The organism is Nocardia sp. NPDC058633 (genome assembly GCF_042717045.1).
GTDB lineage: Bacteria > Actinomycetota > Actinomycetes > Mycobacteriales > Mycobacteriaceae > Nocardia.
In genome coordinates this window covers 426112-446664 of sequence record NZ_JBHXRA010000001.1, presented here as the reverse complement: position 1 = coordinate 446664, position 20553 = coordinate 426112, and the positions used below count along the sequence as shown (strand labels likewise).

Here is a 20553-nt window from a genome sequence, read left to right as displayed (position 1 = left end):
AGCCCACCTAAGCGCCCCAGCTGATTACGCCCGTGAAATAGGCTCCGGCAGCGTCACGGGTTTCCATGACGGCCTTCCCTTTTCGAACTCGCCGATGACGTCGGCCTGTCGCAGGGTCAGGCCGATGTCGTCCAAACCCTCCAGCAGACGCCAGCGGGTGTAGTCGTCAATATCGAACGGCAACACGACGGTTCCCGCTGTGACGGTGCGGGCGGACAGGTCGACAACCAATTCGATCCCGGGCTGTTCCTCGATCAGCTTCCAGAGCATTTCGACATCGTTCTGTGACATCTGCGCGGCCAACAACCCGCCCTTACCCGCATTTCCACGGAAGATGTCGGCGAAACGCGACGAGATGACCACCCGAAAGCCGTAGTCCGACAGTGCCCACACAGCGTGCTCTCGCGAAGAACCGGTACCGAAATCCGGGCCGGCCACCAGCACGCTGCCCCGCTTGTACGGCTCGGTGTTGAGAATGAACTCCGGATCAGCCCGCCAACCGGCGAACAACCCGTCCTCGAAACCCGTTCGGGTCACGCGCTTCAGGTAAACGGCGGGGATGATCTGATCGGTGTCGACATTGGACCGGCGCAGCGGCACACCGATGCCTTTGTGAACGGTGAAGGCTTCCATAACGATTCCCTTTCGATCTGTGGGTGATCGGTGGCTCAGGCCAGATCAGCGGGCGAGGACAGGGTTCCGCGGACCGCCGTGGCGGCGGCGACCAGGGGCGAGACCAGGTGCGTACGACCGCCCTTGCCCTGCCTGCCCTCGAAATTGCGGTTCGAGGTCGACGCGCAGCGCTGGCCCGGTTCGAGCTGATCCGGATTCATGCCAAGGCACATCGAGCAGCCCGCCTGGCGCCATTCCGCGCCCGCGGCGGTGAAAATCTCGCCGAGTCCTTCTTTTTCCGCCTGCGCACGCACCCGCATCGAGCCCGGCACAACCAGCATTCGCACGCCGTCGGCGACCTGGCGGCCCTTCAAAATATCGGCGACCGCGCGCAGATCCTCGATCCGGCCGTTGGTGCAGGAGCCGACGAAGACGGTGTCGACACTCACCTCGCGCAGCGGCATTCCCGGTGTCAGGTCCATGTAGCGCAACGCCTTCTCGGCGGATTCGCGCTCGTTCTCGTCGACGATCTGGGCCGGATCGGGCACATTCGCGCCCAGCGGCAGGCCCTGGCCGGGATTGGTACCCCAGGTGACGAAGGGGGTCAGCGTGCTCGCGTCGATGTGGACCTCGGCGTCGAACTCCGCGCCCTCGTCGGTGACCAGCGCGTCCCAGGAGGCCACTGCGGCATCCCAGTCGGCTCCCTGCGGTGCGTGCGGGCGGCCCTTCAGGAATTCGTAGGTCACCTCGTCGGGGCCGATCATGCCGGCGCGCGCGCCCGCTTCGATGGACATGTTGCAGATCGTCATCCGCGCTTCCATCGACAGCTTGCGAATCGCCTCGCCGCGATACTCCAGCACATAGCCCTGGCCGCCGCCGGTGCCGATCTCGGCGATCACGGCCAGGATCAGGTCCTTGCTCGTGACGCCGGGCGCCAATTCGCCGTCGACGGTGATGGCCATCGTCTTGAACGGGCGCAGCGACAACGTCTGGGTGGCGAGCACGTGCTCGACCTCGCTGGTGCCGATACCCATCGCCAGCGCGCCGAAGGCACCGTGGGTGGAGGTGTGGCTGTCGCCGCACACCACGGTCATCCCGGGCTGGGTGAGTCCGAGCTGCGGACCGACCACGTGCACGATGCCCTGCTCCACATCGCCCATCGAGTGCAGGCGCACGCCGAATTCGGCGCAGTTGCGGCGCAGCGTCTCCACCTGGGTGCGCGAGATCGGGTCGGCGATCGGCTTGTCGATATCGGCGGTGGGGACGTTGTGGTCCTCGGTGGCGATGGTGAGATCGGTTCTGCGCACCGGACGGCCCGCCGCGCGTAGCCCGTCGAAGGCCTGCGGACTGGTCACCTCGTGCACGAGGTGCAGATCGATGTAGATCAGGTCGGGTTCGCGGGAGGAACCGTCGCCCTCGCCTTTCGCGACGACATGGGATTCCCACACCTTCTCGGCCAGTGTGCGAGCGCGCTCGGCCATTGCTTGATCACCTTTCGACGGGCATACTTGGTATCTCAGCATTTGAGACGTTAGTATCGTTCTATGAGACAGCATAGCGGTATCGGTGTTCTCGACAAAGCCGTGGCGGTGCTCTACGCCGTCGCCGACGAGCCCTGCGGTCTCAACGACCTGTGCACCCGCACCGGCCTGCCGCGCGCCACCGCGCATCGGCTGGCGGTCGGGCTGGAGACGCATCGGCTACTGGCCCGTGACGGCAACGGCCTGTGGCGGCCGGGGCCCGCGCTCACCGAGTTGTCGGCGGGGGCGGCCGATCCACTGGTGGAGGCCGCGGCTGCCATTCTGCCCCGTCTGCGGGAGATCACCGGCGAGAGCGTCCAGTTGTACTGCCGCGACGGGCACGCCCGCGTCTGCGTCGCCGCGCTGGAGCCGCCGGTCGGCCTGCGTGACACCGTGCCGATCGGTTCGCGACTACCGCTCACCGCGGGTTCGGCGGCGAAGGTGTTGCTGGCGTGGGCCGACCCCGAGTTGCAGCGCACCGTGCTCGCCGACGCGGTCTTCGGCGACCGGGCACTGGCCGACGTGCGCAAGCGAGGCTGGGCGCAGAGCGCCGCGGAGCGCGCGCAGGGGGTGGCGAGCGTGTCGGCGCCGGTGCGCGACGCGGGTGGGGTGATCGTGGCCGCGGTGTCGGTCTCGGGGCCGATCGATCGAATGGGACGCAGGCCGGGTGCGCGCTGGGCGGCCGATCTGGTCGCCGCCGCCGAGGCGCTGCACAAACGATTGTAGAAACGAAGAAGGCCTCCGGTCGGATTCGACCGGAGGCCTTACTTTGCTTTGTAGCCCCGACGGGATTCGAACCCGCGCTACCGCCTTGAGAGGGCGGCGTCCTAGGCCGCTAGACGACGGGGCCAGGACGATCTCACCAGGGTGAAACCTTGCTGGGGTACCAGGACTCGAACCTAGAATGGCTGTACCAGAAACAGCTGTGTTGCCAATTACACCATACCCCAAAGACCGAAACGCCCGACCTTGCAATCTCCACCGAGTGGTTGTCGGTGTTGCGAGGCCGTGTTCCGCGGCGATGAGAAGATTACCAAACACTAGGGGGTAAACTACAAATCGCCTGGTCAGAAGCCGCTTTTCGGCCGTTTTCGGCCCTCCGGAGCGGGATGCGGCGCGAGACCGCCGCATCCCACTCCCCGGCTACTGCGCGACGGGTGCCCACCCACGCGCGGCCCGCAGCCGGTCGAGCGAGGTTTCGCGGCCGAGCAACTCCATCGACTCGTACAGCGGCGGGCTGATGTGCGAGCCCGTCACCGCGACCCGCACCGGCGCGAACGCCTTGCGCGGCTTGAGCCCCAGATCGTCGATCAGCGCCTTTTTCAGCGCCTCCTCCAGTGCCGGGGTGGTCCACTCGTTCAGCGGCTCCACAGCGGCGATCGCGGCGTCGAGCACCGGATCGGCCTCGGCACCGAGATTCTTGGTGCCCGCCGCCTGGTCGATCGCGAACTCCGCGGGCGCGACGAACAGGAACTTCAGCAGGTCCCACGCGTCCCCGAGCACCACGATGCGGGTCTGCACGAGCTCGGCGGCGACCAGGAAGGCCTTCTCGTCGATTTCGGCGCCGATGTGACCCTGCGCGGTGAGGTACTCGCGCAAACGGTGGCCGAAATCGCCGGACTCGAGCAAGCGAATCTGCTCGGCATTGATGGCGTCGGCCTTCTTCTGGTCGAAGCGGGCCGGATTCGAATTCACCGAGGAAATGTCGAAGGCCGCGACCATTTCCTGCATGGAGAACACATCGCGGTCCTCACCGATACTCCAGCCGAGCAGCGCGAGGTAATTCAGCAAACCTTCGGGAACGAATCCGCGGTCGCGATGCAGAAACAGATTCGATTCGGGGTCGCGCTTGGACAGTTTCTTGCTGCCCTGGCCCATGACGAACGGCAGATGGCCGAACTCGGGCGTGAACTCGGCAACCCCGATACGCTGCAGTGCGGCATACAGCGCGAGCTGACGCGGGGTCGAGGAGAGCAGATCCTCACCCCGCAACACATGGGTGATCCGCATCATCGCGTCGTCGACCGGATTCACCAAGGTGTACAGCGGATCGCCATTGCCACGGGTGAGGGCGAAATCGGGCACGGTCCCGGCTTTGAAGGTGGTTTCCCCGCGCACGAGATCGTTCCACCCGAGATCTTCGTCGGGCATCCGCAAACGGACCACGGCGGGGCGACCCTCGGCTTTGTACGCCGCGATCTGCTCGGCGCTGAGATCACGGTCGAAATTGTCGTAACCGAGTTTCGGATCACGGCCGACGGCGCGATGACGGGCCTCGACTTCCTCCGGTGTCGAGAACGCCTCGTAGGCCTCGCCGGCCTCGAGCAGCCTGCGCACCACGTCCAGGTGCTGATCGCGGCGCAACGACTGACGGTAGGGCTCGTAGGGTCCGCCGACCTCGGGGCCCTCGTCCCAGGTGAGCCCCAGCCACCGCAGCGCGTCCAGCAGCGCGTGGTAGGAATCCTCGGAATCGCGTGCGGCGTCGGTGTCTTCGATGCGGAACACGAACTTGCCGCCGTGGTGGCGCGCGTACGCCCAGTTGAACAGCGCCGTGCGCACCAGGCCGACGTGCGGCGTGCCGGTCGGCGACGGGCAGAAACGGACCCGTACTTCAGTCATGACTCTCTTCTTTCGCTGTATCAGCGCTTGGTGGCGACGGGATTGGTGAGGGTGCCGATGCCCTCGACGGTGACCGACACGTTCTGCCCGGCCTGCAGCGGCCCGACGCCTTCCGGTGTGCCGGTGAGGATCACGTCGCCGGGCAGCAGGGTCATCACGGAGCTGATCCATTCGATGATCTTCGGAATGTCGTGCAGGAACAGTGACGTGCGGCTGCGCTGACGGACCTCGCCGTCGACCTCGGTGGTGATCTCCAGATCGCTTGGGTCCAGCGCGGTTTCGATCCACGGACCGAGGGGGCAGAACGTGTCATAGCCCTTGGCTCTGGTCCACTGGCCGTCGTGGCGCTGCTGGTCACGCGCGGTGACATCGTTGGCGACGGTGTAGCCCAGGATCACCTCGGCGGCCTTGGCGGCGGGCACGTCCTTGCAGGGACGTCCGATGACGACGGCCAGTTCACCCTCGTAGTCGACCTGAGAAGAGCTGGGCGGCAGGACGATCGACGCGTTCGGGCCCACGATCGACGTATTCGGCTTGATGAAGATCACCGGGTCCACCGGCGCCTCGCCGCCCATTTCGGCCGCGTGGGCGGCGTAGTTCTTGCCGATACAGATCACTTTGCTCGCCAGGATCGGCGCCAGCAGGCGAATATCGGCCAGCGGCCAACTCCGTCCGGTGAACGTCGGCGCGCCGAAGGGATGTTCGGCGATCTCCTTGGCGACGGCGTCGCTTCCTTCGCCTTCGATGCTGACGAAAGCGACTCCATCGGGACTGGCAACTCGACCTAAGCGCATGCCCCGGAGTCTATCGAGACGGGGCTACCTGCCCGAACGCACCCGTGACGCGACACGAGTCGCTCGATAGCCCGACGGGTGTAGTGCGGGCAAGCTCACATCAGTGTGATTCGAAGCCACTGCCCGCGTGCGGGATTCACGAGCCCGGCGATGTGACCCGTCAGACACCTCACCGAGGGGCTCCATCCACGGGTCATCGGTGTAGCGTGATCATCGATGTTCAGACAATGAGACAGCAATCCCATCTATTGAGACGCAATCGTGCAATTCGGCGAGGTGAGAATCGTGACAGACGCGCGGCCGATGGCCGAAGAGACACGGATCGGTGACGGCAGGCGCTGGTCGATGCTCGCCCTCGGCGTGTTCGCGCAGACCGCGAGTTCGATCTTCATCCACGGCACCCCGTTCCTGCTGCCCGCGCTCACCGCTCGCGGCGATTCGCTCGCGTCCGCCGGTGCGCTGGTGGCACTACCGACCGTAGGTCTGGTCTGCACCCTGATCGCGTGGGGATACGTGGTCGACCGGATCGGCGAACGCATCGTGCTGGTAGCGGGCACGCTGATCATGTTCGCCGCAGGCGTCGCCGCGGCTGTGGTGGACCACCCGGTCGCGTTCGGCGTGCTGCTGTTCGTGGGTGGTATCGGCGCTGCCAGCTCCAACGGTGCCAGTGGCCGGGTGATCGTCGGCTGGTTCCCGCCGGATCGGCGCGGCCTGGCCATGGGTATCCGCCAGACCGCGCAACCGCTCGGTGTCGGCATCGGCGCGCTCACCATCCCGTGGGTGGCCGCACACCATGGCATCCCCGCGGCCCTGTTGGTGCCCGCGCTGATGGCCGGCGCCGCCGCGATCGGCTGCCTCGTCGGCATCGTCGACCCACCGCGACCGGCAGCGAAAGCCGCCGACCGCGCCAACCCTTACCGCGGGGACTCAACCCTGTGGCGCATCCACGGCGTCTCGATCCTGTTGGTCGTCCCCCAGGCCACCCTGTGGACCTTCGGCCTGCTGTGGTTGCACGTCGACCTCGGCTGGTCACTGGCCGCCGCGGGCGCGCTGATGACCGCCACCCAATTCCTGGGCGCCGCGGGGAGAATCGGCGCGGGAGCCTGGTCGGACCGAGTCGGCTCACGCCTGGACCCTCTGCGCCAGGTCGCCATCGCCGCCGCCCTCGCCATGGCCGCCTTGACGGTCAGCGCGTGGACCGACTGGTGGTGGGCCGCCGTCCCCTTGATGGTCGCGGCTTCGGTGATCTCGGTGTCCGACAACGGCTTGGCCTTCACCGCCGTGGCCGAAATTGCGGGCCCCTTCTGGAGCGGGCGCGGTCTCGGCATCCAGAACACCGGCCAGAACCTCGCGATAGCCGCCGTCCCACCACTTTTCGGTGCCGTCATCACGGCGTCCGGCTTCCCCGTGGTGTACGCCTTGGCGGCTGTCGCCGCCGCGGCAGCGGTGCCCTTGGTACCCAGAGGACCCCGAAAGTAACTGCGCGGCAGTCGGGTTCATCGCGCTACAGCACCATCTGCCCTGCCCACGAATTGCGTTCCGGGACAGTCGAGAAGCCGTATCACCCACTCACCGGAACCGAGGCGATCAGCGCCACCGAGGACAAAGTCTCGCTCGGACGTTCAGCCGGAGCGAGCCTTGTCGCCGAGCAGTCAGAACTCGATCAGCTGTTCGGGATCGAAGGACAATCGAACATCGCTGTCCCCCTGCAACACTGCGTCGAACATCGATCCGGATCCGACCGCCGGATCGGCACGATAGGTACCTGCGCCCACCTCGACCAACCACCCGTCTTCGAGTTCGAACCCTTTGCCGTCTTCCGACAGATCGTGCAGATCGTGCAGATCGAGCACGGTGTAAGGGCCGAAGCCACTGTCACCGACAGCGCGGTCAACCGTCATCTCGCCTCCCGATCTGGGACCGTCCACCCTCCGTCTGCCTGTCCGCCCGACTGGACACGCCACGATGTGATCAGTCCAATCACCACGGTCCGGGATGGACACACCGTCGGAGCCGCGTACGCCTTCAGCGAACCAGCGCACACATTTCCACCGATACTGCCGACCCGAAACCCGCGATGGCCTGCACCATCGAGCACCGGTGCAGGCCATCCCCGTCGAGTTGTCCTAGACGATGGCCGAGATGCGGTCGCCGACCTCCACGGTGGAGGCGGCTCCGGTGCGCGAGGCCAGGTCCTTGGCCACAGCCGATTCGATGCGGGCCGCGCCGTCGGTGTTGCCGAGGTGGTTGAGCAGCAGCGAGACCGAGAGGATGGCGGCGGTCGGGTCGGCCTTGGACTGGCCCGCGATGTCGGGGGCACTGCCGTGGACCGGCTCGAACATCGACGGGTTGACGCCCGAGGCGTCGATGTTGCCCGAGGCGGCCAGGCCGATACCACCGCTGACGGCGGCGGCGAGGTCGGTGATGATATCGCCGAACAGGTTGTCGGTGACGATCACGTCGAAGCGGCCCGGGTCGGTCACCATGTGGATGGTGGCGGCGTCGATGTGCTGATAAGCCGTGGTCACGTCGGGGAATTCGACCGCGACCTCGTCGACGGTGCGCTGCCACAGCGAGCCGGCGAAGGTGAGCACATTGTTCTTGTGCACCAGGGTGAGGTGCTTGCGACGGGCCTGCGCGGTGGCGAAGGCGTAGCGCACCACGCGCTCGATGCCGAAGCGGGTGTTGTTGGACACCTCGGTCGCCACCTCGTGCGGCGTGCCGACGCGGATCGCGCCACCGGTGCCGGTGTAGGGCCCCTCGGTGCCCTCACGCACGACCACGAAGTCGATATCCGGGTTGCCCGACAGCGGGCTGGTGACACCGGCGTGCAGCTTCGACGGGCGCAGGTTCACGTGGTGATCCAGCGCGAAACGGGTCTTGAGCAGCAGCCCACGCTCGAGTACGCCGCTGGGCACCGACGGATCGCCGATCGCGCCGAGCAGGATGGCGTCGTGCTGCTTGAGCTCGGGCAGCACCGACTCCGGCAGGATCTCGCCGGTGCGGTGGTAGCGCGCGGCGCCCAGGTCGTATTCGGTCTTCTCCACCCCGGGCACCACCACGTCGAGCACTTTGAGCGCCTCGGCGATGACCTCGGGACCGATGCCGTCACCGGCGATAACTGCGAGTTTCATGAACTAGCTCCGTTCGAAGTCGGGGCGGACCGTGCCGCGCCGGGATACAGGTGCGCGCCGCCACCGTGAGGTGACGGCGCGCAGCTGCCGATGTCCCGGCTGTACCGGGACGAACAACTCAGACCAGGTCGACCAGGACGACCTTCGAGGCACCGACGGCCTCGCCGATCGCGGTCTGCACATCGGCCGGAACCTCGGCGTTGACGCGCAGCACCACGGTGGCGCCTTCGGCGTCCACGTCCTGGCTCAGCTGCGCGGCCAGGATGTCGATCTCGGCCTCGCCCAGCAGGGTGCCGATCTTGCCCAGCGCACCCGGCTTGTCGCTGTAGTTCAGCACGGCCAGGTTCAGGCCCTCGGCGCGCATGTCGTAGTTGCGGCCGTTGATGTTGACGATCTTCTCGACCAGGTTCGGCTCGGTCAGGGTGCCTGCCACGTTCAAGGTCGAACCGTCGCCGAACACGGCGCGCAGGTCGACGACGCTGCGGTGGGTCGGGCTCTCCGAAGCGGTGGTGACGGTGGCGGTGATGCCACGATCCTTGGCCAGCGCCGGGGCGTTGACGAAGGTGACCTGGTCCTCGACCAGCGCCGAGAACACGCCGCGCAGCGCGGACAGCTCCAGCACGGCGACGTCCTGCGCGGACAGCTCGCCGCGAACCTGCACCTCGACGCTGACTGGCAGCTCGCTGGCGATGGCGCCGAGCAGCGCGCCCTGCTTACGGACCACGTCCAGCCACGGAGCGACGTCGTCGTTCACGGTGCCACCGGTGACGTTCACCGCGCCCGGCACGAACTCACCGGCCAGCGCCAGCAGCACCGACTTGGCGACATCGGTGCCCGCGCGGTCCTGGGCTTCCGAGGTGGAAGCGCCGAGGTGCGGGGTCACGACGACCTGCGGGAGGTCGAACAGCGGCGAGTCGGTGCACGGCTCGGTCTCGAACACGTCAAGGCCCGCGGCGCGCACGTGGCCGGACTTGATGGCGTCGGCGAGCGCCTGCTCGTCGATCAGCCCACCACGCGCGGCGTTGACGATGATGACGCCCGGCTTGGTCTTGGCCAGGGTCTCGGCGTTGAGCATGCCCTTGGTCTCGGGCGTCTTCGGCAGGTGGATGGAGATGAAGTCGGCGCGCTCGAGCACCTCCTCCAGGGTCAGCAGCTCGATGCCCAGCTGGGCGGCGCGAGCGGGCGAGGTGTAGGGGTCGTAGGCGACGATCTTGGTCTCGAAGGCGGCCAGACGCTGCGCGAACAGCTGGCCGATGCGGCCGAGGCCGATCACGCCGACGGTCTTGCCGAGGATTTCGACACCGTTGAACTTGCTGCGCTGCCAGGTCTTCTCCCGCAGGGTCGCGTCGGCGGCCGGGATCTGACGCGCGGCCGAGAGCAGCAGCGTGACGGCGTGCTCGGCGGCGGTGTGGATGTTGGAGGTCGGCGCGTTCACGACCATCACGCCGCGCTCGGTGGCGGCGGGCACGTCGACGTTGTCGAGGCCGACACCGGCACGGGCGACGATCTGCAGCTTCTTGCCCGCGTCGAGCACCTCGGCGTCGACGGTGGTGGCGGAGCGCACGAGAATCGCGTCGGCGTCGGGGACCGCGGCGAGCAGCGCCGGGCGGTCGGGTCCGTCGACCCAGCGAACCTCGACACCGTCACCGAGTGCGTCGACGGTCGACTGGGCGAGCTTGTCGGCGATCAGAACTACAGGACGGCCTGCTTGGCTCACTGTGGGGTACTCCTGGGGAAGAATGGGTCGGCATTACCGCGGCCCAGAATAGTCGCCCGAACTTCGGCTGCCCTTACCCCCCTGCCCGAAAACCGGGTGAACCCTGGGCGCCGGGCGCTTTACCATCACCGCATGTCGTTGCGCACCGTTCCCGATTCGATGGACCCGGCCGTGGTGGCCGCCGTCGACGCCGAGCTCGATCGGGTGGCGGCCGAGCACAACGTGTCCATCCGGCTGGCCATCGAAAGTGGTAGCCGTGCTTGGGGTTTCCCCTCACCGGACTCCGACTACGACTGCCGTTTCGTCTATGTGGCCGGGCTGCGGACCTATCTGTCCCCGTGGCGGACCCGCGATGTGATCGAGACGCCGCTGATCGGCCTGCTCGATGTGAACGGCTGGGATCTGGCGAAGGCGCTGCGCCTGCTGGTGGCGGGCAACGCGGTGCTCGTCGAATGGTTGATGTCGCCGATCGTCTACCGCGGCGACGAGGCCTTTCGCACCAGATTGCGCGAGGTGGCGACGGAAGTGGCCGATCGCGACCGTATCGCCCGGCACTACCTGCACCTGGGCGCGCGCCAGTGGGCGCTGTTCGAGCGCGACGGCGGCTTGAAGAAGGTGTTCTATTCACTGCGCCCGGCGATGGCGCTGCGCTGGCTGCGTGAGCATCCCGGCGCCGCGGTGGCGCCGATGCACCTGCCGACGCTGATGACCCAGTGCGACCTACCCGCGGACCTGGTCGAGGCGATCGCCGAGCTGACAGAGCTGAAGTCGAAGACGAGGGAGATGGGATCGGCCGCCCCACCTGCCCTGATCGCGGCATTCATCGACGACGAGTTCGACAGGGCCACTACGGAGTTCGCCGCGCGCGGGCCTCGCGACCTGTCCGCGGCGCACGCACTGACCGCAGAGTTCTTCCGCGCCGAGGCGCTGGGTCGGCCGCAGCGCTGAGTCAGCCGAAGTGCTGAGCCGACGCGAACTACCCCCAGATAGCAGAAACTCCGCACCAGCAGGTGCGGAGCTTCACATTCGTACGCCGTTCAGCGCAGAATCAGATGGCGCGAACGTCCTGAGCCTGGGGGCCCTTCTGACCCTGACCGACCTCGAACTCCACGCGCTGGCCCTCTTCGAGGGACTTGAAGCCGGAGCCGCCGATCGCGGAGTAATGCACGAAGACGTCCGGGCCGCCTCCGTCTTGAGCGATGAAGCCGAAGCCCTTTTCGCCGTTGAACCACTTAACAACACCCTGTGCCATTTCAAAAACCTTCTGTAGATGAGCTAGGTCCTAATAGTCCGGCCCTGGTCTCGGTGTCCACCATGCCATGAACTGACGAATTCGGCCACTTCCCACCCTGCAAAGTGTGCGAACTGTGAGCAAGGCAACCCCCCGACTGCCGCCGGCCGGCGCCGGTCGGCGGTGGTGACGCAACCCGTTTTTCGGGGCGGATGCTCGACGTATGCCGAGTCAGTTGCTCTCCGGATGCCGGATCAGCCGATCGTCATCCACCGAACCGATTGGAACGCTTCACCATCGAGAACTCTACGAAATAGTGATGGATCACCGTCAGCGACCCTAGACATTTTCGAGAAACCCAGTACGGCAAATTCTCTACCAGCGTATTTTCCGGTTCGCGAGGGATCGCACGCCTCGCCGAGAAATCACGCTAGGAGTAGACGGTGCTGGATATCAACCATTTCACTTACGGCTGGGTGACCCCCTTGCTCGCCTATGTCATGTCGGTCGTCGGGTCGATGCTGGCGCTGCGTTGCATGGTTCGCTCGCGCGCCTCGGGCATGCACGGCGGCTGGCTCACCGCCGCCGCGATCGCACTCGGCGGTACCGGTATCTGGGTCATGCATTTCATCGCGATGCTCGGTTTTTCGGTACGCGGCGTGACCATCCGCTACAACGTTCCCGTCACCCTGTTCAGCGCCGCGGTCGCCATGGGTGTGGTGTGGCTCGGATTGTCCATCGTGGTGCGCCGCAGCTGGGACAGCGCCGCGTTGCCGGTCGGCGGCACGATCACCGGGCTCGGCGTCGGGGCCATGCACTACGCGGGCATGTACGCCATGAAGACCGACGCCGAGATCGTCTACAACCCCGTCGTGGTCGCCGCGTCGCTCGCCATCGCGGTGCTCGCCTCGATCGCGGCCCTGTGGTTCGCCCTGCACATCCACGGCATCCTCGCCACGATGGGCGCGGCCCTGCTGATGGGCGTGGCCGTCACCGGCATGCATTACACCGGCATGTTCTCGATGAGCGCGCACACCAGCGCCCACGTCGCCCATGCCACCGGCGCCACCGCCGCTCAACTGCTCACGCCGCTGATCGTCGGAATCAGCATGGTGACCATGATTCTGCTGATGCAGGTCGGTATCACCGAAGCCGAGGACCCCAACCTCACCCGCCCGATCCACGGTCAGCGCGCGAGCCGCTTCTGGCCGAGCGGTCAGAACTGAGAACCGAGGGAGCTCACCCGGCCCGCACCTGGCGCGCTTCGGGTCCACGCCGAGTCTCGGTGACGGTGTATTCCACGCGCTGACCGTCGCGCAGCGTGCGGAACCCCTCTCCGCTCAGCTCCGTGTACTCGACGAACACATCGGGCCCACCGGCATCGGGGGTGATGAACCCGAACCCCTTACCGCTGTCGAACCAGGTCACGATCCCGCTTGGCATCAACCGACCTTCCGACTCCTGTGCCTGCCAACCTGATTCGCCCATCGTCGCACGCCCGCGCCCGCGACACGCATGACATTCGATTCCAGGAGCCGATCGCCTGGGTCGCGAGATGGCTATGCTCCGGACACGGTCCGCCCGGATCGGGTCGTCCGCGAGAACGGGGATTCGGTGCAGCCTTCGACCGTTCGCTGCGCGGCCGAAACCGTCACGGTCTTCGTCGCCACGACGGTTGCGGTGCTCGCGATCATGCTGCCGATCAGTTTCGCGTCGTTGACGGCGTCGCTGCACGTCGACCTGCTGGTGTTCAACGTTCCGCGGGCGATGACCGGTGCGGCGTTCATCGCCGTGATCACCGCCGCCGTCACCGTGGCCATCGGCAGCGTGCGCACGGCCCGGTGGACCGCACTGCTCGCCCTGGTCGGCATCTTGGTCAACCATCTCGCCCTGATCCCCGACAGCGCCGACGGAGAACTCGACGGCCTGTCGCTGCCCACCTTGAACTTCATCGACGCGCTGCTCGCGGGCGTCGTGGTCGGCGCGCTCGCGGTCGCGGTGTGGAACGAGCCGCTGCTGCGCACCGTCTATCTGTTCGGCGCGCTCGGCGGCACCATTCTCGGCGACCTCACCCAGTCCCCCACCGACCCGAACTCCGACGGTTTCAGCGGCGCCCTCGGCGGCAAGCTGCCGCTGTGGTTCATCGCGGCCAGCGTGCTCGCACTCGCCTATTTCGCCATCACCACCGCGGCCCCGCCACGGTCGACCACCGAAACCGCCATCCCCTTGGCGCCGGTGTTCGCCGCCGTCGTCGCCTTCACCACGACCATCGTCACCGCGCTCGCCGTGGCCTCCCACAAGACCAGCGCTCCCTATCTGATCATCGCCTCCTTCGTCGCCATCGCCGCCGCGGTCGCCGCGGCGATGATCCTGCCCGGACGCGACGGCATTCTGGTCGTGCTGATGAGCAGTTTCTCCGTCGCGGGCAGCCTCGTGATCACACTGCCGCGCTCGGGTTGGATCGATCTGGCCACCCTCGCCGCGACCGCGGGCGGCATCCTGGTCGGCATCCGCGCGCCACGTCCGCTGGTGGCCGCGGCGAGTGTGCTGGGCCTGGCCTGCTTCGTCCTCGCCGCCGATGTCTTCAGCCCAGCCGCGGCGCTCACCGCTGCTCTCGGCTGCCTCGCCCTCGGCGCCGTCGCCGGATATTGCCTCGGTACGTCGGTACCGGTGAGCCCCACGTCCGGAACTGTCGGCCTGTCGATCCTGTTCGTGCCTTCGGTGGGAGTCGCGTTGAGCGACAGCAGTTTCGGGCATCTGGCCTATTCGTCCTCCTGGTACCGCACCGCCGACGTGGATCGCGGTGTCGGTCCCGGCGCGGTCGCGATCGTTGTCGCCCTCGGCTGCACCATCGCCGTGTGGGCCCTGATGCGCCGCCGGTCGGCACCGTCCCCGATCGTCAGCGACTAGCCGAGTCCCACCCGTACTCCGAAAACACCTGCCCCGCCATCACCTTGCCGAGGCCGACCCGGCAGTAGTCGACGATCTCGTCGGGTAATCCCGAAGGCTCGAACCATCCGAGCTCCGAACACTTTTCGGGCTCGCGATTGCTCACCTCACCCACCCAGCGCCGCACGACGAAGAACATCTGCACCCGCTCGTCACTGTGCAGGACGTGGGCGAATTCCACGTCCCGAGCGTCGAGCTCGATCCCCACCTCTTCACGCGCCTCCCTGATCAACCCGACCACCGCCGACTCCCCGGCCTCCACATGACCCGCGGGCACATGAAACAACCCGTCCCCGAACCCCGTGTTCACCCTGCGTCCCAACAACACCCGCCCCCGCGTATCGATCAGCACCAGATGAACCCCCACCAGCACCCGATACTTCGCCACTGTCACCCCTCCTTGTCGAATTTCTGACCCTCGAACTTCGAGACCGTGGCTGCCGCAGCCGTTTCGGGGTATACCCACATCATGAGTTTCCCGGTGTCCTTCGGGTTCGCCCAGGTCGGCCTCCTGGCCGTGATCGCCCTGGCCGTCGCCCTCCTGGTCATGGCCGCGCTGGCCGTCACGCGCCGCCGCGGCCCCAGAGCCGTTCTCGGCCGCGCGGTCCCCGGCGCAGCCCTCCTCCTGGTCGCGGTCCTACTCCTCTGGATCGCGACCCTGCTGCAGACCTACCTCGGCCTCACCGGCGAGATCAAAGCCGCCCACGTCGTCGCCAAACCCGTTGCGGGCCAAGAACACCAACTCGACCTCGTCCTCACCCAGTTCGACGAGGACGGCACCGCGGGCGAGCCGACCACCCATCGCATCGAAGGCGACCTGTGGGCCCTACAGTCCAACATCGTCGAACTCGAACCGTGGGTCAACGCCCTCGGCTTCCACTCCGGCTACAAGATCAGCCGCCTGTTCGGCCAACGCCTCGACGGCAAATCCCCCGCCCAAGACCACACCTTCCTCAACGGCGGCGACCGCGACTTCTTCGAAGACATGAACGAAGACCGCTGGTACACCTCCCCCTTCATCCGCTCCGCCTACGGCAACGCCGTCATCGCCACCCCCGGCGAATACGACGTCTTCATCTCCCGAGACGCCATCAAAGTCCGCCAGACCGAGGGATAGAGGGCCCTGATCTCCTGCGCCCGCAGCGGCGGACACAGCCGCCGGGGGCCTCACGATCCGGCCTTCATTCCATCGCAATGGTGACCTCCCAGGCAAGGGGACCGTGGCCGACAATCAGGACCCTGCCGGCGCGTCACCATCATTTCCCAACAGCACGTTATGCGGCAACCACGCCCCGTCCCCCGCCGGAAGTTCTCCGCTGTGGACTCCGAGGTCCCTACGAGCGCACTCATAGAAATCATTCCGCTTGAGTCCCGCCGCTTCAAAGGCGCGAACATAGTCCTCATGGCTCATTCCCCTCCCCAACGCTACGAGGCTGAGCTCCCACACCGCCTTGTTCCATTGACGGGCGGCTGCAACAGCTTCCGCCGATCCCAGCAACAACACCATCTCCCACTTCAGCGTCTTATCCGAAGCAGCCTCAGCCAGCAGCGGCGCACCTTCCTCAACTGAAATCGGCTGCCCCGCGTTCGGAAACCCCCTCCCTGCAGCCATCCGCATCGATACCTCAGCGAAGCGCTTGAGCGCGTTCGCGAAATCGCTGTACGCGACGAGTCGCCGATCATCCCACCGACTGCGCTGAGTTCGCCGCCACTTCGCCCGCTCCGTCAACGCCGCTCCCGCAAACGTCGCCCCCGCACCCAACAGAACACCGGCCACGGTAATCAGCTGCTGCACAATGGTATTCATCTAGTCATTGTGCCGAATGAGCCGATCGGTGACGAGCTCGAAATCCTGCACAAGGCCGGTATCGACGACTCAACGCCCGAATCCGGTCCACCGCGCACGATGCGAGGCGCCACTGGTCGCCATCTCCGGACCTCCCGGCCCGATTGCACAGCAGCCCCTTCACGGAAGCTCGCTCCAGCCGCCGACGGCCTGTCGGCGGGAACGGCTCAGTCGAAGAGTTCGCCCGCTTGGGTCGCGGTCACTGCCTGCAGCAGCCACGCATGGAGCTGATCGAGGTCGGCAGTCTCGACGAGACGTTGTCGCTGGACGACGGAAAGCTCGATTCCACGGCCGGTGAGCACGGTCAAGACCGCATGAGCAGCTTCCTCGGCCCGCGCCTCCTCACGGCCTTGCTCTCGCCCCTGCGCTCGCAACCGCTGAGCAGATTCCGAACGGAAGAACGACAGATCCGTGTCCATTTTGTCCCCCCAAAGCTGGGCTGCGTCGGTGTGCGAGATTCCCTGTTCGATCAGTTCAGCGTAGAACTCGGTCTCATCGTCGCACCCCCGCCTGCGGACAGCCACGATGATCGAGTCCAATATCTCACCGATCTCCGGCTCCCGGGCGTGCGTGATCGCTGAGAGCGCGGCCAGGGGCAGGTCGGCGAGAACCTCCGCCGGATCGGTGATCGCCGGCACGTTGTGGGGGCCGAGGACCAGCGGCTGCAGCGTGAAGGTCGTCCAGCCCCGATACGCTGGCGTCAGCGGTCTACTCGCCCAGGTGGCGGTCTCCTTGTCATGACAGACCACCACCAACACAACCGGCAACTCGTACTTGTTGTGCAGGAAGGTCACGTAGAACGACCACGCGGCAACCCTCGTGGCATCTTTGCTCGATTGCGCCTCGACGATCAGCAGGAACTCGTCGTCGGCGGTCGTCACCCGCAAGATGGTGTCCGCACGCCGTTCGACGGGCGTGGTCGCGGTGAGATCGACCGAAATCTGTTCCACAGCAATGGGTTCGGGAAAGGGTAGATCCAGAACGCGGAAGGCATGACCGACGGCGGCGGCATCATGAGTGAAGATCCCGGGCATCGCTTCATGCGATGAGCTGACCATGCACGAAGGCTATCAATCCTCGAACGAGAGTTCGAATCGGGCAATTGGCCCACCCGATTCGCCCTGTCGCACAGGCACTTCAACTCCTTGGTCGTCGACAATCGTCGGCTCGAATGCGGAGACGCTCGCGTATGGACTTGGGTGAATGAACGATGTTCTGCCTCGTCTCGCGCGGATGTAATTGATCCAAGACGCGGATCACCCGCAGGACGAAAGGTCGAGCAGATGTCTGAACGCGATTTGGCCATGATGTACGCAGCACACGATGCGTTCCGGCGCGATCTCCGGGCTCTCGCCGCCGCCCCGGATCGTGAGCGCTGGAACCAGTTTCGAGCCCAGCTGTCCGTCCACCACACCGCGGAGGACGTCGTGCTCTGGCCGAACCTGCGCCGCCGCGGTGTCGACGCGAAGTTGGTCGAGGCGATGGCCGCCGAACACGACCGAATCGATCCCCTTCTGGCGCAAGTGAACAGGGCATTCGATACTGCCGGCCCGGATGCCGCGCGACCCACGCTCGTGGCACTGTCGGAGCTGCTGCACAACCACCTGCGACACGAAGAGCAGGAAACTCTGCCTTTGATCAACGATCGAGAATGGTCACTACTCGACCGAGAGATGCGCCGCCGCATCGGACTCCGCGGTATCCGGTCCTACTACTCATGGCTGCTCCGGGATGTGGAGGGCGAACGCCGCCGTCAGGCGTTGTCAACGATTCCCGGCCCGCTCCGCTTGTTGATCTCGTAGACGGCTGGCTATCTCGCCCATCGGGGCTGCACAATTCGACCGTTCATGGTCGTGATTTCGTTGCTGGACGCGAATGTTGCACTGCCGAGACAGATTTCGGCACAACAGGTTCGGGCAGTGTGCGCAACAGAAGCCAACTCAGGGCAGGCATCAGGATCAGTGGCGTCAGCGCGACTCGGAGGGAGGTCGCGTCGGCGATGCTGCCGAGGACTGGCGTGGCCAGACCGCCGATGCTGACGGCGAGTCCGAGGGTGATGCCGCTCGCGGTGCCCACGCGAGTGGGCAGGTAGTCCTGGCCGAGGGTGACCTGCAGGGAGAACGGGACGTACAGGCCTACCGAGGTCAACGCGACGAACACAAACATCGCCGGGCCGGGTACGAAAACGATCCCGGCAATGGCGGCGATGGTGAGCAGGTAGGACCAGCGGGCGACGGCGACCCGTTCCCAGTGCTCGGCCAGCCTGCCGCCAAGCACCGAGCCCACCGCCCCACCGAGATAGAGCACGAACAGCGCCGCGGTACCCGCTGTCACGTTGCCGCCCATTCGCTGCTGGGCATACAGCGCGATGAACGTGCTCAGGCCGACGAATGCGACGGATCGAAAGACCACGGCCAGAGACAGTTTCACGAACGATGCCTTGTCGTCGGTGCCCGTGCCGACAGCGTGGCCCGAATCGACGAGCACCGGCTTGTGCACGGCGCGCAGCACAGGCAGACACAACACGCTACCGGCCAGCGCCGGCACCAACAGCAGAGGCGAAAGGCGGAGGCCACCGGAAGCGACGACGGCAGTGACCATGAGCGGCGCCGCCGCGAAGCCGAGGTTGCCGCCGAGGGCGAACCACCCCATCGCACTGTGGCTGCCCCGACTGACAAGCCGTGCGACGCGAGCCGACTCGGGGTGATAGGCCGCCACTCCGACCCCGGACACAGCCACGAATGCCAGCGTCAGCGCATAGGAACCACTCAGTCCGCTCAACGCGATGCCGAGTCCAGCCAGGATTGTGCTGACCGGAAGGAGCCAGGGCAACGCCCAACGGTCCGTGAGCAGGCCGAACACCGGCTGGGCGACCGAGGACAGCAGCGTCGCGGCGAGCACGATGCCCGACGCCGCCGCGTAGGTGTAGGCGTGCTCTGCGACGAAGAACGGGACGAGTGCGGCGACCGAGCCCTGGTACACGTCCACGCAGGCATGGCTGGTCGACAACATGATGATCGAACGGTTCTTTGCCACATCACCATGCTCATCGACAGGCAATGTGTCGCGCTTCCGATAAACTGCCAACAAATGACGGAAATCCGCCACGTCCCGATAGCGCCGACCCGTACCCAATGGTTGACACCCGGCGGCGCCATCGACGCTCACCGTCACGACGACCACCAGATCGTCTACGCCGGCCGCGGCGTGCTGGCCGTGACGACCGACGCCGGCGCGTGGATCGCGCCGAGCACCCGCGCCATCTGGGTGCCCGCGGGAACCAGGCACGCGCACCAAGCGCACGGCGAACTGGAACTGCACCTGATCGGCCTCCCCGCCGCCGACAACCCACTCGGCCTGGACGAGCCGACCGTACTCACAGTCGGCCCCCTCCTGCGGGAGCTGATCCTCGCCTACACACACGACCCGCACGACGACAGCCCCGAACGGGAACGACTGCGCACGGTCCTGCTCGACCAACTGCGAGCCTCACCCCAGCAGCCCCTACATCTACCCACCCCGACCGCCGCTCCACTACAAGCGGTGTGCGCCATTCTGCACGCGAACCCCGCCGACAACCGCACCCTGGCCGCATTGGGCAGACAGGTCGGCGCCAGTGATCGCACCCTGTCCCGCCTCTTCACAGCCGACCTCGGCATGAGCTTCCCGCAATGGCGCACCCAACTGCGCCTGTACCACGCGCTGGTCCTAATTGCCGAGAACACTCCCGTGACCACGGTGGCGCACCTGTGCGGCTGGTCCTCGGCCAGCGCCTTCATCGATGTCTTCCGCCGCACCTTCGGACACACCCCCGGACTGCGCCGGCCGCGTTCGTAACCCTGGCCGTTGCGAAGTGCGGCTCACCGCAAGAACACCCCCTGGTCTCGATGCTTTTAGGCTCACGCCTTTCGTACCGGTGGCACCCGGTATCGGCCACGGACCATCTCCGGCCCCGGGGGATAGACGCGCAACATGACCAGCAACAGTCCTGCGGGTGCGGGAAGCCAATTGGATCCGCGTTCGGGGCCGGGGGTCTCATCGCGACAGTTGACTCGTCTCCGCGAACCGCTACGGCATCGCCGAGCCAGGCACGCCGACCGGTCCGAGCGCCCCACTCCGACACCGACCCCC

21 protein-coding genes and 2 tRNA genes are annotated in these 20553 nt (G+C 66.4%); 8 read left to right on the top strand and 15 right to left on the bottom strand.

From position 1 onward, the window contains the following. Positions 1-24 precede the first annotated feature (24 nt). Both leuD and leuC read right to left on the bottom strand, forming a co-directional pair. Positions 25-633 carry a 3-isopropylmalate dehydratase small subunit gene (leuD, locus tag ACFWUR_RS01990; protein WP_378900388.1) on the bottom strand — a complete coding sequence of 203 codons (609 nt, stop codon included), beginning with the start codon at positions 631-633 and terminating at the stop codon, positions 25-27. A 35-nt stretch (positions 634-668) separates the two neighbouring features. Then, positions 669-2093: a 3-isopropylmalate dehydratase large subunit gene (leuC, locus tag ACFWUR_RS01985; RefSeq protein WP_378900385.1), complete on the bottom strand. Its 1425-nt coding sequence runs from the start codon at positions 2091-2093 to the stop codon at positions 669-671. A gap of 63 nt (positions 2094-2156) precedes the next feature. On the opposite strand from leuC, the gene ACFWUR_RS01980 reads away from it, so the two are divergent. Next, positions 2157-2858, top strand: coding sequence for an IclR family transcriptional regulator (locus ACFWUR_RS01980; RefSeq protein WP_378900382.1), 702 nt, complete (start codon positions 2157-2159; stop codon positions 2856-2858). 51 nt (positions 2859-2909) lie between these two features. On the opposite strand, the gene ACFWUR_RS01975 is transcribed toward ACFWUR_RS01980, so the two are convergent. The 4 genes from ACFWUR_RS01975 to ACFWUR_RS01960 form a co-directional block, all read right to left on the bottom strand. After that, positions 2910-2982, bottom strand: a tRNA-Glu gene (locus ACFWUR_RS01975). Positions 2983-3010: 28 nt separating this feature from the next. After that, positions 3011-3082 (bottom strand) — tRNA-Gln (locus tag ACFWUR_RS01970). A gap of 193 nt (positions 3083-3275) precedes the next feature. Beyond that, a complete protein-coding gene (gltX, locus tag ACFWUR_RS01965; protein WP_378900379.1) occupies positions 3276-4751 on the bottom strand; it encodes a glutamate--tRNA ligase in 1476 nt (491 codons plus the stop codon). A 20-nt stretch (positions 4752-4771) separates the two neighbouring features. After that, positions 4772-5545, bottom strand: a complete 774-nt coding sequence (locus ACFWUR_RS01960; RefSeq protein WP_378900376.1) for a fumarylacetoacetate hydrolase family protein — start codon at positions 5543-5545, stop codon at positions 4772-4774. Between the two features lie 303 nt (positions 5546-5848). Between ACFWUR_RS01960 and ACFWUR_RS01955 the strand changes: the two genes are divergently transcribed. Further along, a complete protein-coding gene (locus tag ACFWUR_RS01955) occupies positions 5849-7024 on the top strand; it encodes an MFS transporter (protein WP_378900560.1) in 1176 nt (391 codons plus the stop codon). A gap of 173 nt (positions 7025-7197) precedes the next feature. Here ACFWUR_RS01955 and ACFWUR_RS01950 read toward each other — a convergent pair whose 3' ends face one another. The 3 genes from ACFWUR_RS01950 to serA form a co-directional block, all read right to left on the bottom strand. Then, the gene (locus tag ACFWUR_RS01950) at positions 7198-7446 is read right to left on the bottom strand and encodes a hypothetical protein (protein WP_378900373.1); all 249 of its coding nucleotides are present in this window, start codon (positions 7444-7446) and stop codon (positions 7198-7200) included. A gap of 225 nt (positions 7447-7671) precedes the next feature. Further along, positions 7672-8679 (bottom strand): 3-isopropylmalate dehydrogenase, encoded by a 1008-nt coding sequence (locus ACFWUR_RS01945; protein ID WP_378900370.1) that lies wholly within the window; start codon positions 8677-8679, stop codon positions 7672-7674. A gap of 118 nt (positions 8680-8797) precedes the next feature. Next, complete coding sequence (gene serA / locus ACFWUR_RS01940) at positions 8798-10396, bottom strand: phosphoglycerate dehydrogenase (RefSeq protein ID WP_378900367.1); 1599 nt, start codon at positions 10394-10396, stop codon at positions 8798-8800. Positions 10397-10528: 132 nt separating this feature from the next. Between serA and ACFWUR_RS01935 the strand changes: the two genes are divergently transcribed. Further along, entirely contained in the window at positions 10529-11344 is an 816-nt protein-coding gene (locus tag ACFWUR_RS01935) for a DNA polymerase beta superfamily protein (protein WP_378900364.1), read from the top strand. A gap of 100 nt (positions 11345-11444) precedes the next feature. On the opposite strand, the gene ACFWUR_RS01930 is transcribed toward ACFWUR_RS01935, so the two are convergent. Further along, positions 11445-11648 (bottom strand): cold-shock protein, encoded by a 204-nt coding sequence (locus ACFWUR_RS01930; protein ID WP_056812000.1) that lies wholly within the window; start codon positions 11646-11648, stop codon positions 11445-11447. A 422-nt stretch (positions 11649-12070) separates the two neighbouring features. Here ACFWUR_RS01930 and ACFWUR_RS01925 point away from each other — a divergent pair, with 422 nt between their 5' ends. Further along, positions 12071-12853, top strand: coding sequence for an MHYT domain-containing protein (locus tag ACFWUR_RS01925; RefSeq protein WP_378900361.1), 783 nt, complete (start codon positions 12071-12073; stop codon positions 12851-12853). A 13-nt stretch (positions 12854-12866) separates the two neighbouring features. Here ACFWUR_RS01925 and ACFWUR_RS01920 read toward each other — a convergent pair whose 3' ends face one another. Next, positions 12867-13070, bottom strand: coding sequence for a cold-shock protein (locus ACFWUR_RS01920; protein ID WP_378900358.1), 204 nt, complete (start codon positions 13068-13070; stop codon positions 12867-12869). 171 nt (positions 13071-13241) lie between these two features. On the opposite strand from ACFWUR_RS01920, the gene ACFWUR_RS01915 reads away from it, so the two are divergent. Then, positions 13242-14537 (top strand): hypothetical protein, encoded by a 1296-nt coding sequence (locus ACFWUR_RS01915; protein WP_378900355.1) that lies wholly within the window; start codon positions 13242-13244, stop codon positions 14535-14537. Here the strand turns inward: ACFWUR_RS01915 and ACFWUR_RS01910 are convergent. After that, complete coding sequence (locus ACFWUR_RS01910; protein WP_378900352.1) at positions 14527-14964, bottom strand: NUDIX domain-containing protein; 438 nt, start codon at positions 14962-14964, stop codon at positions 14527-14529. The genes ACFWUR_RS01915 and ACFWUR_RS01910 overlap by 11 nt on opposite strands. Positions 14965-15045: 81 nt before the next feature. Between ACFWUR_RS01910 and ACFWUR_RS01905 the strand changes: the two genes are divergently transcribed. Next, positions 15046-15693: a hypothetical protein gene (locus ACFWUR_RS01905; RefSeq protein WP_378900349.1), complete on the top strand. Its 648-nt coding sequence runs from the start codon at positions 15046-15048 to the stop codon at positions 15691-15693. 114 nt (positions 15694-15807) lie between these two features. Here ACFWUR_RS01905 and ACFWUR_RS01900 read toward each other — a convergent pair whose 3' ends face one another. Together ACFWUR_RS01900 and ACFWUR_RS01895 are read right to left on the bottom strand one after the other, a co-directional pair. Further along, positions 15808-16383 carry a hypothetical protein gene (locus ACFWUR_RS01900; RefSeq protein WP_378900346.1) on the bottom strand — a complete coding sequence of 192 codons (576 nt, stop codon included), beginning with the start codon at positions 16381-16383 and terminating at the stop codon, positions 15808-15810. 206 nt (positions 16384-16589) lie between these two features. Continuing rightward, on the bottom strand, positions 16590-17480 hold the full coding sequence (locus ACFWUR_RS01895; RefSeq protein WP_378900343.1) for a hypothetical protein: 891 nt from the start codon (positions 17478-17480) through the stop codon (positions 16590-16592). A 225-nt stretch (positions 17481-17705) separates the two neighbouring features. Between ACFWUR_RS01895 and ACFWUR_RS01890 the strand changes: the two genes are divergently transcribed. After that, a complete protein-coding gene (locus ACFWUR_RS01890) occupies positions 17706-18224 on the top strand; it encodes a hemerythrin domain-containing protein (protein ID WP_378900340.1) in 519 nt (172 codons plus the stop codon). A 43-nt stretch (positions 18225-18267) separates the two neighbouring features. Here the strand turns inward: ACFWUR_RS01890 and ACFWUR_RS01885 are convergent, their stop codons facing one another. Next, a complete protein-coding gene (locus ACFWUR_RS01885; protein WP_378900337.1) occupies positions 18268-19458 on the bottom strand; it encodes an MFS transporter in 1191 nt (396 codons plus the stop codon). A 54-nt stretch (positions 19459-19512) separates the two neighbouring features. On the opposite strand from ACFWUR_RS01885, the gene ACFWUR_RS01880 reads away from it, so the two are divergent. Then, a complete protein-coding gene (locus ACFWUR_RS01880; RefSeq protein ID WP_378900334.1) occupies positions 19513-20259 on the top strand; it encodes an AraC family transcriptional regulator in 747 nt (248 codons plus the stop codon). Positions 20260-20553 lie beyond the last annotated feature (294 nt).